This is a genomic window from Umezawaea tangerina (assembly GCF_003002815.1).
GTDB lineage: Bacteria > Actinomycetota > Actinomycetes > Mycobacteriales > Pseudonocardiaceae > Umezawaea > Umezawaea tangerina.
On record NZ_PVTF01000001.1, the window covers coordinates 570,778 to 582,895 of the forward strand.

General features: G+C 70.0%; 11 protein-coding genes. 8 read left to right on the forward strand and 3 right to left on the reverse strand.

Features of this window, described 5'->3' with window-relative positions; translation table 11 throughout:
- Positions 1-102 precede the first annotated feature (102 nt).
- Positions 103-594, reverse strand: a complete 492-nt coding sequence (locus CLV43_RS02745; RefSeq protein WP_106185332.1) for a beta-class carbonic anhydrase — start codon at positions 592-594, stop codon at positions 103-105.
- 148 nt (positions 595-742) lie between these two features.
- Between CLV43_RS02745 and CLV43_RS02750 the strand changes: the two genes are divergently transcribed.
- Positions 743-1,405 (forward strand): hypothetical protein, encoded by a 663-nt coding sequence (locus CLV43_RS02750; protein ID WP_211304203.1) that lies wholly within the window; start codon positions 743-745, stop codon positions 1,403-1,405.
- A gap of 17 nt (positions 1,406-1,422) precedes the next feature.
- On the opposite strand, the gene CLV43_RS02755 is transcribed toward CLV43_RS02750, so the two are convergent.
- Positions 1,423-2,526: a LacI family DNA-binding transcriptional regulator gene (locus CLV43_RS02755; protein WP_106185333.1), complete on the reverse strand. Its 1,104-nt coding sequence runs from the start codon at positions 2,524-2,526 to the stop codon at positions 1,423-1,425.
- A 118-nt stretch (positions 2,527-2,644) separates the two neighbouring features.
- Positions 2,645-3,694, reverse strand: a complete 1,050-nt coding sequence (locus CLV43_RS02760; protein ID WP_106185334.1) for a LacI family DNA-binding transcriptional regulator — start codon at positions 3,692-3,694, stop codon at positions 2,645-2,647.
- Positions 3,695-3,943: 249 nt separating this feature from the next.
- On the opposite strand from CLV43_RS02760, the gene CLV43_RS02765 reads away from it, so the two are divergent.
- The 7 genes from CLV43_RS02765 to CLV43_RS02800 all read left to right on the forward strand — a co-directional run bounded on the left by CLV43_RS02765 (position 3,944) and on the right by CLV43_RS02800 (position 12,115).
- Positions 3,944-5,206 carry an extracellular solute-binding protein gene (locus tag CLV43_RS02765; protein ID WP_106185335.1) on the forward strand — a complete coding sequence of 421 codons (1,263 nt, stop codon included), beginning with the start codon at positions 3,944-3,946 and terminating at the stop codon, positions 5,204-5,206.
- A gap of 56 nt (positions 5,207-5,262) precedes the next feature.
- Positions 5,263-6,183 carry a carbohydrate ABC transporter permease gene (locus CLV43_RS02770; protein ID WP_425445716.1) on the forward strand — a complete coding sequence of 307 codons (921 nt, stop codon included), beginning with the start codon at positions 5,263-5,265 and terminating at the stop codon, positions 6,181-6,183.
- Positions 6,183-7,079 carry a sugar ABC transporter permease gene (locus tag CLV43_RS02775; protein ID WP_106185336.1) on the forward strand — a complete coding sequence of 299 codons (897 nt, stop codon included), beginning with the start codon at positions 6,183-6,185 and terminating at the stop codon, positions 7,077-7,079. Before CLV43_RS02770 ends, CLV43_RS02775 begins: the two co-directional genes overlap by 1 nt.
- A 1,129-nt stretch (positions 7,080-8,208) precedes the next feature.
- On the forward strand, positions 8,209-9,315 hold the full coding sequence (locus CLV43_RS02785; RefSeq protein WP_106185338.1) for an ABC transporter ATP-binding protein: 1,107 nt from the start codon (positions 8,209-8,211) through the stop codon (positions 9,313-9,315).
- A 151-nt stretch (positions 9,316-9,466) separates the two neighbouring features.
- Positions 9,467-10,372 (forward strand): metal ABC transporter solute-binding protein, Zn/Mn family, encoded by a 906-nt coding sequence (locus tag CLV43_RS02790; protein WP_106185339.1) that lies wholly within the window; start codon positions 9,467-9,469, stop codon positions 10,370-10,372.
- 43 nt (positions 10,373-10,415) lie between these two features.
- The gene (locus tag CLV43_RS02795) at positions 10,416-11,252 is read left to right on the forward strand and encodes a metal ABC transporter ATP-binding protein (protein WP_211304240.1); all 837 of its coding nucleotides are present in this window, start codon (positions 10,416-10,418) and stop codon (positions 11,250-11,252) included.
- Positions 11,252-12,115: a metal ABC transporter permease gene (locus CLV43_RS02800; RefSeq protein ID WP_106185341.1), complete on the forward strand. Its 864-nt coding sequence runs from the start codon at positions 11,252-11,254 to the stop codon at positions 12,113-12,115. The genes CLV43_RS02795 and CLV43_RS02800 overlap by 1 nt, the downstream gene beginning before the upstream one ends.
- The last annotated feature ends 3 nt before the right edge of the window (positions 12,116-12,118 follow it).

A 12,118-nucleotide genomic window follows, 5' to 3' on the forward strand; every position in this document is an offset into this window, starting at 1 on the left:
GCCCGTGCCCCGGCCCGCGACGCGGCAGGACAGGGGTCCCCGATCAGGTCGGAACCCCGGCGACGGCCTCGGCACAACGCCGAGGCCGACACCGGGACACGGTCACACGACCTCGGTCAGGACCCCCGACCGGACGTCGTAGACGAACCCGCGCACCTGCTCCTTGTACGGCAGGAAAGCGCTGTGCCGCAGCCGGTTCATCGACCCCCGCACGCTGTCCTTCACCTCTTTGAACGCCTCCACGGCCCAGGTCGGCCGCATCCCCGACTCCTGCTCAAGCTCGTCCTTGAAGCCGTCCTCGGTCACCAGCTCCAACCCGCAGTTGGTGTGGTGCACCAGCAGGACCTCCCGCGTCCCCAGCTTCCGCTGCGACAGCGCGAGCGACCTGATCATGTCGTCGGTGACGACACCGCCCGCGTTGCGCAGCACGTGCGCCTCCCCCTGCTTGAGACCGAAGATCTCGAACACCCGGATGCGCGAGTCCATGCAGGTCAGGATCGCCACGCGCAAGGACGGCTTCGGTGTGGAGCGGTCACCCGGCACCACGTTGCCGAGCTCGTCGTTGCGGCGCAGCAGCTCGTCGATAGCGGTCACGGCACACCTCCGGTCCTGGACTGTCCACACCCATAACAACCGGTGTCGGCCCAGGTGCCAAGGGGTTTCGGGCGAACGTCACCTTTCACCGCATCGGGTTACTCCAGCGTCCCGTCGATGTGGCGCCCACCCGGTTACCGTCGGTGTCGTGATCGAGCCCACAGGGCCGCGGCCGGCCTCGGTGTACTGGCGTCGTCGTGCGGTAGCGCTCGGCGTGTCGATCCTCGCCCTGCTCCTGGCGATCTGGCTGATCGGCAGCCTGATCGGCCGCACGGACCCGCAGCCGCAGCTCCAAGCCGTCACGTCGACCCCGCCGTCGACCCCGCCGAGCACCGCACCGGCCAGCTCCAGCACCTCGCCGCCGCCACCCCCACCCGCCCCGCCCGCGCCGCCGAGCCCCACGGCCCCGCCCGGCCCGCCCGCGGCGTGCGAGGACGCCCAGGTCAACGTCGTCGCCGAGGTGCCGAAGCCGAGCTACGAGATCGGCCAGCAGCCCGAGTTCAAGATCCACGTCTCGAACGTCGGCCAGCTCCCGTGCACCAAGGACATCGGCCGCGCGGTCCGCGAACTGGTCGTGACCAGCGCGGACGGCGCCACCCAGCTGTGGTCGAGCAACCACTGCTTCGCCACCGAGGGCACCGAGGTGCGCGTGATGCAGCCGCGCGAGGTCTTCACCTACGGCCTGAGCTGGGCGGGCAGCACCTCCGACGAGGGCTGCCGCACCCACACCAGGGTCGGCCCCGGCGACTACCTGCTCATCGCCAAGGTCGCGGGCAAGGCCAGCAACCCCGTCGTCTTCCGGCTCACCTGATCACGGCCGACCCGGCCTCACGGCCCGAACCAGCGCTCCTCGGTGATCGTGCGGGGAGCCGACGCGGTCCGACCGGTGATCAGCTCCGTGCTCAGGTTCACCGACCGCGGCCGGGTCCGCTCACCGACGTCGAGCAGCAGCTTGCCCGCCGCCCGCCCCTTCTCCAGCACCGGCTGCCGCACCGTGGTGAGACCCGCCCGCTCGGCCTCGTGGATGCCGTCGAACCCGGTGACCGTCAGGTCCTCCGGGACGCGCAGACCGCGCCGCTTGGCCTCGTTCATCGCGCCGAGGGCCAGTATGTCCGAGGTGCAGATCAGGGCCGTGATGGTCGGGTCGCGGTCGAGGACCTGCGCCGCCGCGGACTCGCCGGACGCCGTGTTGTGGTCGAACCGCTCGACCACGGGCACCCGCGACCAGTCCACCCCGGCCTCGCTGAACGCCATCGCCAACCCCGCCAGCCGCGACCGCTGCACGTGGAAGTGCGCGGCGTGCTGCCGGTCGACGGACACGTACCCGTCGTTGCGGTCGCGTGCCAGGCGCATGCAGACCACGCCGATGCGCCGGTGGCCCATCGCGATCAGGTGCCGGGCCAGCTCGTTCATCGCGGACCGGTCGTCGATGCCGACCCGGTCGACGTTGGTGAGGTCCGGCTGGTCGCACACGACCGTCGGCACCGGCCGTTCGAGGACCGCGGCGAGGTGCGGGTCGTCGTCCGGCACGGAGTAGACGACGAAGCCGTCGACCCCCGCGCGGTGCACCGCCGCCACGTCCTCGCGCTCCGGGCTCGCCGGGATCAGCATCAGCCCGGTGCCCGCGTCCTCGCACGCCAGCGCGAGGCCCTCCAGGAACCCGAGCGCCGCCGGGTCGCGGAACGCGTACGAGAGGTTCTCGGTCAGCAGCAGCCCGACCGCGCCCGCTTTGCGGGTCCGCAGTGACCGGGCCACCGGGTCCGGGCCCGGATAACCGAGCCGCCTTGCCGTCTCCAACACCCGTCGACGCAGCTCTGGCGAGAGCTGGTCGGGCCGGTTGTACGCGTTGGACACCGTTGTCCGGGAAACGCCCAGCTCAGCGGCCAAGGAGGCCAGCGTCGCAGGACGTCGCACATGCATAGACCGCGCCATGGAGTGACCGTAACGGTTCAGAACCAATTACAGAAGCAAGTCGGGACGCGCGTCACCAGGTTGCTGTGTTTGCGCAGGTAGTACCGTCTTGCATGACGAGAATTTGGTCCAGACCAATCTAGGGACGTCGAGGGGGCGCCGTGGACTCGCGAACCACCAGTCTCGGCCGGAACACCCTGGTGTAGTTGCCCGATCCACGCCTTTTCCTGTCCGGATCGAGTCTGTTCACGAGCTCGTCGACCGCCGCGGCCGCCATCTCCTCGATCGGCTGCGCCAACGTCGTCAACGCGGGCGAGCAGAACGACGCCAACGGGATGTCGTCGAACCCGACGATCGACAGGTCCTCCGGCACCGAAAGCCCACGCAGACGGGCCTCCCGCAACACCCCGAACGCCATGTGGTCCGACGAGCAGATCACCGCCGTCGGCCGCACGGAGTCCAGCAGCACCCCCGCCGCGGCCGCCCCGCCCTGCGGCCCGAACGGGCCGTGCGCCACGAACTCCGACTCCGCGGGCAACGACGCCTCCTCCAACGCGGCCGCCCACCCGGCCCGCTTCAACCGCGACGGCAACGACCGCGACGGCCCCGACACGAACCCCACCCGCCGATGCCCCAGCTCGACCAGGTGCCTGGTCGCGGTGTACCCGGCCAACTGCTCGTCCACGGTCACGTCCGGCACGTCCAACGCGGGCGTCGCACCGTTGAGGAACACCATGTGCACACCATCGGCGAGCAGCTTCGCGTAGTAGCTCGGCCGCGGCGCCTGCCCCAACGGCACCTCCACGTTGGTGATCTCCGGCGACACGAACACCATGCCCTCGACACCCCTGGCGAGCAGCATCCGCACGTACTCCTCCTCACCCATCGCCGCCGTGCCGATCGCACGGGTGTTGCACAGCAACGACGAGTACCCGAGCCGCGCCGCCCGCGTCTCCAACGCCTCGGCGAACGCCGGGAACACCGGGTTCGACAACTCCGGCACGAGCAGACCGATCACACCGGTCCGTTGCAGCGCACCGAGCCCGCGCGGGGTGTAGGGCATCTCGGTGAGCACCGCCAGCACGCGCTGCCGGGTCTCCTCGTTGACGCCCGCCCGGCGGTTCAGCACCCTGCTGACCGTCGAGATGCTCACCCCCGCCGCCCTGGCGATCTCGGACAGACCTGACAACGTTCTCCTCCTCGCACCGGCGCCGCGCCCCCGAAGCGTGCGCTTCGTCGGCAAGTTTTTGCAACGGCAACACCCCATCGAGCCGGGCTTAACACTCATGGCGGCGTCCGTTAAGGCGTGACTACGGGATAAGTCTTGACCTCCCCCCGTTCACGGGTATGAAATCCGCGTCAACCTTGATGCAAAAACTTGCAACAACCTCCGCCGGAACACGTCGGCCGAGGCAAGCAGGAGGGAACGACAGCAACGATGCGACGTACAACCCTCGTGACCGCCACGGCGGCCTGTCTATCCGGCGCGCTGGTGCTCACCGCGTGCGGCGGAGGCGGCTCGACCGGTGCGGCCTCGGACTCCGGAGAGGTCACCTTCTGGGACACCAGCGGCCCCAACGAGAGCCCGGTGTTCACCAAGATCGCCCAGGACTGCGCCACCAAGGGCGGCTACAAGGTCAAGACCGAGACGGTCGCCTTCGACGCCGCCCTCAACAACTACAAGACCGCCGCCCAAGGCGGACAGGGCCCGGACGTGTTCCGCGCCGAAGTCGCCTGGGTCCCCCAGCTCGCCAAGAACGGCCTGGTCGTCGACATCAGCGACACCGACCTCGCCAAGGACACCGGCGACTTCCTGGACACCCCGCTCGGCTCCACCAAGTTCGAGGGCAAGTCCTACGGCGTCCCCCAGGTCACCGACTCCCTCGCCCTGTTCTACAACAAGAAGCTGCTCGCCGACGCGGGCGTGCAACCCCCGAAGACCTGGGCCGAGCTCAAGGACGCCGCCGCCAAGCTCGGCGGCGAGAAGTCGTTCTTCCTCAACAACGACGCCTACTACGCCCTCCCGTTCATCTACGGCGCGGGCGGCGACCTGGTCGACGCCGACGCCAAGAAGATCGTGGTCAACTCCGCCGCCAACGTGAAGGCGCTGGAAACCGCGAAGGGCCTGCTGGACGCGAAGACGGCGTCGACCGCGCTCGACCCGACCAACTCCTACAGCAACATGCAGGCCGCCTTCTCCTCCGGCGAGGTCGCCATGGTCGTCAACGGACCCTGGTCCGTCGCCGACTACCTCAAGGGCGCCGCCTTCACCGACAAGGCCAACCTCGGCATCGCCCCCGTCCCCGGCGACACCGCGGGCAAGGGCAGCGCACCGGTCGGCGGCCACGACTACACGATCCGCCAGGGCACCAAGGCCAAGGCGTCGGCCATCAAGTTCATCCAGTGCATGAGCGGCACCGACGCCCAGGTCCAGGTCGCCAAGGAACTCGGCCTCCTGCCCACCCGCAAGTCCGCCTACGACAACGCCGACGTGAAGGCCCAACCCGTCGTCGCCGCCTTCGAACCCGTCGCGAAAGCCGCCCACGCCCGCCCGTGGATCCCCGAAGGCGGCCAGCTCTTCGACCCCCTGAAGATCGCCTACGCGGACTTCCTCGCGGGCAAGAAGGACGCCAAGACCGCGCTCGACGAGGTCGCCAAGGCCTACAAGGACCAGGTCGTCACCGAGTACTCGATCGGCTGACGGGACGGCCGCGGGCGACCACGCCCGCGGCCCTCCCTCGCAGGAAGGGGTTTTCGGTGCGCAAGTTCCTCGACCGCCACTGGTACGCCTACGCGATGGTGCTGCCGGTCGTCGTGGTCATCGCCGTGCTGGTGCTCTACCCGTTGGCACAAGGCGTCTTCTTCACCTTCACCGACATCAACGAGGCCAACATCGCCAACCCGGTCCTCGACCGGGCGGCCACCTACGTCGGCGTCGGCCTCCGCAACTACCTCAACGTGCTCTCCGGCGACAGCAGCTACGGCTCGTTCTGGTCCACGCTCGTCCGCACCCTCATCTGGACGTTCTCCTGCGTGTTCTTCCACTACACGATCGGCCTCGGCCTGGCGCTGCTGCTCAACCGCGAGGTCCGCGGCCGCGCCGTCTACCGCGTGCTGCTGATCCTCCCGTGGGCGGTGCCCGCGTTCATCAGCGCGTTCACCTGGAAGTACATGTTCAACGCCCAGTACGGGATCATCAACCAGGGCCTGCGCGCCATCGGCTTCGACGACCCGCCGGTCTGGCTCGGCCAGAACGACTGGGCCCTCGTCGCCGTCATCGTCGTCAACGTCTGGCTCGGCGTCCCGTTCATGATGGTCGCCCTCCTCGGCGGCCTCCAAGCCATCCCCGCCGACCTCTACGAAGCCGCCGAGGTCGACGGCGCGACCCCGTGGCAGCGCTTCCGCCACATCACGCTCCCCGGCCTCCAGTCGGTGTCGAGCACGGTGGTGCTGCTCGGCATCATCTGGACGTTCAACATGTTCGCGATCATCTACCTGATCACCGGACCCAACCCCAACACCAGGATCCTGGTGACCTACGCGTTCGAGCGCTTCTTCTCCGGCGCCTCCCGCGACTACGCCATCGCGTCCACCTACGGCGTCCTGATCCTCTCGGTGCTGCTGGTCTTCGCGGGCGTCTACCGGCGCGCACTGCGCAAGCAAGGCGAGGTGTGGTGATGACGCTCGACGCCAGCTCACTCCAGGTCGTCCAACCCGACCGCAAACCCCAACGCCGCAAGTCCCGCTCGCTCGGCGCCAGCATCGGCCTGCACGGCGCACTGGCGATCGCCTCCCTGATCGCCGTCTTCCCGGTGTTCTGGGTCCTCGTCACGTCCTTCAAACCGGACGCCCGCGCCGTCGAGACGACACCGAAGCTGTTCAACGAGTCCTCTGTGGACAACTACGTCGACGTGCTCTCCGGCGACAAGGGCAGCTTCCTGTCGTGGTTCGGCAACTCGGTGCTGATCGCCCTGATGACCACGGTCATCGCGGTGTTCCTCTCCGCCACGACCGGCTACGCCGCGAGCCGCTTCCGCTTCCCCGGCAAACGCCCGCTCCTGCTGTCGTTCCTCGTCGTGCAGATGTTCCCGTTCGCGGTCCTCATCGTCCCCCTCTACAACATCCTGCTGACCCTGGGTCTGCAAGGCCAGCAGTTCGGCCTGGTGCTCGTCTACTGCACCACCGCCGTCCCCTTCTGCACCTACATGCTCAAGGGCTACTTCGACACCATCCCCAACGACATCGACGAAGCAGGCCGAGTCGACGGCCTCTCCCCGTTCGGCGTCTTCTGGCGCCTGGTTCTCCCCCTGGCCCGCCCCGGCCTGGCCGTCACCGCCTTCTACGCCTTCCTGACCGCCTGGGGCGAAGTCGCCTTCGCCTCCGCCTTCCTCTCCGCCGCCGACGAATCCAAAACCCTCGCCGTCGGCCTGCAGGTGTTCGTGCAGCAGAACCGCACCGAATGGGGCCACCTCGCCGCCGCCTCCATCCTCGTCGCAATCCCCGCCATCGCCGTCTTCTACCTCGTCCAACGCTTCCTCGTCACCGGCCTGGCCTCCGGCGCCGTGAAGGGCTGACACCTCGTGGGGGACGCTCCGGCGTCCCCCACGGGTTGCTCCTGTCCCCCGCGGGTTTTGCTCCCGTCCCCGCAGGTTGCCCCCCGTCCCCATGGGGCGCCCCGGTCCCCACGGATCGCCCCCGTCCCTACGGGGTCGCGTGTCCTCCGCGGGGTGGCCAGTCCTCTGCGGGGCGGCCGTCGCCGTGGGGTGCCCGTCGCCATGGGCTGGTTGTCCACGGGCCGTCTGCTGCCCACGGGGTGCCCGATCTCCGTGTGTCGCCCGTTCCCCACGGGCCCGTCCCCCACGGCGCCGGTCCTCCCACGAGTGGCGGTTGCTCACGGGGCGCTCGATTCCTGCGGCCCATCCGATTCGCGGGACTACCCGATCCCGCGGGCTGCCTGATCCCCGCGGGCTGCCCGATCTCGCCGCTCGCTACGGGCCACCCGCCGCCGAGCATCGAGCAGGCTGGCCCGCCGAACCGCACTGGCCCCGCCCGCTCACCCGCCGAACAGCACTGGCCCCAGCTGCTCGCCCTCCGCACCGCGTCGGACCAGGTCGGCTGCTCGCCGGACCGCGTCGCGCCCCAGCCGCCGACCCGCCGGACCGCCGCCACTGAGCCCACGACGCCATCGCTGATCACCGATGCGACTGCCGCTCCAGTGTCGCCACCGCGACCGCCACCGCCACCGCGACTGCCGCGCCAGTGTCGCGACCGCCGCCGCCGCCGTCACCGCCGCCGCCGCCGATGGCGACTGCCGCCCCAGTGTCGCCACCGCGACCGATGGCGACCGCCAGAGCCGACCGTCGGAGCCGATGGCGACCGTCTCTTAGGCCCCGACCGCCGCCACCGACGGCGACCCCCACCCCCGGTGTCGACTGTCGGTGGTGGGTGGGGACCGATCTATTTCCCACAACGCTGAGAGCGCTTCCACGCCCCTACTCCCACCACCCACCCCAACGCCCAACTCCAAGCCGAACCCAGTATCCACCCTCCCCCGACCAGCCCAAATACCTCACCATTCACCCAATAGGCGGAACCTCTCACACCACCGCAGAACCCGCCGAAAACTAGACCAATCCCCCTGTTCCCGTAAGCGCTTGCAATCAATACCTTGGCGCCAACGCTTGGATTGGAAAGGTGCGTCACATGGCTGAGGTCGCCTACGTCAAGGCTTCGCGGATCTTCACCGGCAACCCGCCGGTCCGTGCGGTGGACGAGTTGTCGTTGGACGTCGCGGACGGCGAGTTCCTGGTGCTGGTCGGGCCGTCGGGGTCGGGGAAGTCGACTGCTCTGCGGATGCTGGCGGGGTTGGAGGACATCGACGAGGGGGCCATCGAGATCGGTGGGAAGGACGTCACGAACGTTCCGCCGAAGGGCCGTGACATCGCGATGGTGTTCCAGTCCTACGCGCTCTACCCGCACATGACGGTGGCCGAGAACATGGGGTTCGCCCTCAAGCTGCGCGGCGTGAACAAGGCCGAGATCAAGGAGAAGGTGGGGGAGGCGGCGAAGCTGCTTGACCTCACCAAGTACCTGGACCGCAAGCCGAAGGCGCTGTCCGGTGGTCAGCGCCAGCGCGTCGCGATGGGGCGCGCGATCGTGCGCGAGCCCGCCGTGTTCCTCATGGACGAGCCGCTGTCCAACCTGGACGCGAAGCTGCGCGTGGAGACCCGTGCGAACATCGCGGCGCTGCAGCAGCGCCTCGGCACGACGACGATCTACGTGACGCACGACCAGGTCGAGGCCATGACGATGGGGCACCGGGTGGCGGTCCTCAAGGACGGCCTGCTGCAGCAGTGCGACACCCCGCGCGCGCTGTACGACAAGCCCGCCAACGCGTTCGTGGCCGGGTTCATCGGTTCGCCCGCGATGAACCTCAAGACCGTCCCGCTGACGTCCGAGGGCGCGAAGCTCGACGGCATCGTGGTGCCGCTGCCGCGCGCCGCCCTGGACGCGGCGTCCGGGTCGAGCCTGTCGGAGATCACGTTCGGCATCCGCCCGGAGGCGCTGGGCATCATCCCGTCCACGTCCACCGAGGACGGTCTGGACATGACGGTGGAGCTGGTCGAGGAGCTCGGCGCCGACGCGCTCGTGCACGGCGCGGTCCGCATCGGCGACTCGTCCGAGCGCTTCGTGGTCCGCGTCGACGGCCGCACGCCGCCCACGCTGGGCCAGCAGGTCAAGGTCGCTGTGCGTGACGCCAGCGAGATCCACCTGTTCCACCCGGAGAGCGGCGACCGCCTCACCGACTGACCCACCCGCACCACCGACGAGGGCCACCCGTTCGAGGACGGGTGGCCCTCGTCGCATGTGGGCCGCTGGACAGAACGGTGGCGGTGCGTTCTAAGATGAACTCGACAACGGTTTCCATCACCAAAGTTTCACCCTGTCGAGGAGTGCACTGATGACGCTGCGTCACCTCCGAGCGGGCGCGGCCGTCGCCGCCGCGCTGCTGGCCCTGACCGCCTGCGGTGGCGGCGGCGCGGAGACGGCCTCCGCCGACGGCAAGGTCGCCGTCGTCGCCTCCACGAACGTCTGGGGCAGCGTCGTCGAGGCCGTCGGCGGCGACGCGGTGACCGTCCACTCGATCATCGACGACCCGTCGGCCGACCCGCACTCCTACGAGAGCAAGCCCGCCGACGTGGCCGCGCTGGGCAAGGCGAAGGTGGTCGTCTTCAACGGCGGCGGCTACGACGACTTCTTCACCAAGCTCATCGGCGACTCCGGCGCCGGCGGCGCGAAGCAGGTCGACGCGTTCGCGCTGTCCGGCAAGCCGGAGGGCACCAACGAGCACGTCTGGTACGACCTGCCGACGGTGCGCGGGGTCGCGGGCAAGGTCGCCGAGGAGCTGTCGGCCGCCGCGCCCGACAAGAAGGACGCCTTCACCGCCAACGTCGACGCGTTCAACGCGAAGCTCGACGGGCTGTCCGCCGCCATCGCGAAGATCGGCACCGACCACCCCGGCAGCAAGGTCGTCGTCACCGAGCCGGTGCCGCACTACCTGCTGGAGGCCGCCGGTGTCGCCGACGCCACCCCGGCGGAGTTCACCGAGGCCATCGAGAACGAGACCGACGTGCCCGTGGCCGCGCTGGCCGCCACGAACGACCTGATCACCGGCAAGCAGGTCACCGCGCTGGTGAACAACACCCAGACCGAGAACAGCGTCACCCAGCAGCTCGTCGCGAAGGCGGGGACGGCGGGCGTGCCCGTCGTCGGGGTGACCGAGACGCTGCCCGAGGGCGTCGCCGGATACCTTGACTGGATGACGAAGCAGGTGGACGCGCTGTCCGGCGCGCTCGGCAAGAAGTGACGACGCTGAAGACATGACGACCGCACCGTCGACCACCACCGACATGAACCCGGCGGACCACCCCGCGCAGCCGCGCGGGGCGGTCTCGCTGCGTGGTGCCGCCCTCGCCTACGGCAGGCGCGTCCTCTGGGACGGGCTCGACCTCGAGGTCCAGCCCGGCGAGTTCCTCGCCGTCCTCGGCCCGAACGGCTCCGGCAAGACCAGCCTGATGCGCGTGCTGCTCGGCCTGCAGCCGCTGTCGGCGGGCGTCGTGGAGGTCGCGGGCAGCCCACCGGGCCGCGGCAACCGCCGCATCGGCTACATCCCGCAGCAGCGCTCGCTCGACCCGACGCTGACCCTGCGCGGCCGCGACCTCGTCGGCCTCGGCCTCGACGGGCACGGCTGGGGCCTGGGCCTGCGCGGCCGCAAGGAGCGCAGGGCCCGCGTGGACGAGGTCCTCGCCGCGGTCGGCGCGACGGACTACGCGGACGCCCCCATCGGCCTGCTCTCCGGCGGCGAGCAGCAACGCCTCCGCGTCGCCCAGGCGCTGGTCGGCGACCCGCGCGTGCTGCTGTGCGACGAGCCGCTGCTGTCGCTGGACCTCGCGCACCAGCGCGTGGTGAGCGACCTGATCGACACCCGCCGCAAGGCCGCCGACACCGCGGTCCTCTTCGTCACCCACGAGATCAACCCGGTGCTGCCCCTGGTGGACCGGGTCCTGTACCTCGTGGACGGTCGCTTCCGGATCGGTCCGCCCGCCGAGGTCATGACCTCGGAGACGCTGTCGGAGCTGTACGGCACCACGGTCGACGTCGTGCGGGTGCGCGACCAGATCCTGGTCGTCGGCGCCACCGGCAAGCTCTGCGAGGACCAGCCGCACCACGTCGTGGATGAGAGCTGATGGACAACTTCTTCGACCTCGGCCAGACGTTCGAGCTGCTGTCGCTCGACATCGTCCACCGCGCACTGGTCGCCGGTGCCGTGCTCGGCCTGCTCGCGGGCGTGCTCGGCCCCCTCGTCGTGACGCGCAAGATGTCCTTCGCCGTCCACGGCACGAGCGAGCTGGCGTTCACCGGCGGCGCCGCGGCGCTGCTGCTCGGCGTCAGCGTCGGCTACGGCGCCGTCGGCGGTGCCGTGCTGGCCGCGCTGCTGCTGGGCCTGCTGAGCCAACGGGACTCCGAACGGGACTCGGTGATCGGCGCCGTGCTCGCGTTCGGACTCGGCCTCGGCGTGCTGTTCCTCGCCCTCTACGACGGCCGCGCCACGACCAAGTTCGGCCTCCTGGTCGGCCAGCCGTTCGGCGTGGCGGCGGACAACGTGTGGCAGCTCGTCGGCACGGCGGCCGTGGTCCTGGTCGTGCTCGCGTTCCTCTACCGGCCGCTGCTGTTCGCCAGCGTCGACCCCGACGTGGCCGCCGCCCGCGGCGTGCCGGTGCGCGTGCTGACGCCGGTGTTCGCGGTGCTCGTCGGCATCGCCACGGCGCTGAGCGTCCAGATCGTCGGCGCGCTGCTGGTGCTGGCCCTGATGATCACGCCCGCCGCGGCCGCGTGCCGCGTCACGTCCAGCCCCGGCCGGGCCACGCTGCTGTCGATCCTGTTCGCGGAGGTGGCCGTCCTGGGCGGGATCGTCCTGTCCCTGGCACCCGGCCTGCCGGTCAGCGCGTTCGTCACCGCGATCTCGTTCGCGATCTACGTCGGCTGCCGCGTCGTCGGCCGCGTCCGCGTCCGCCGCATCGGGAACCGCAGGGTCGCCGCGCAGGTGTGACCC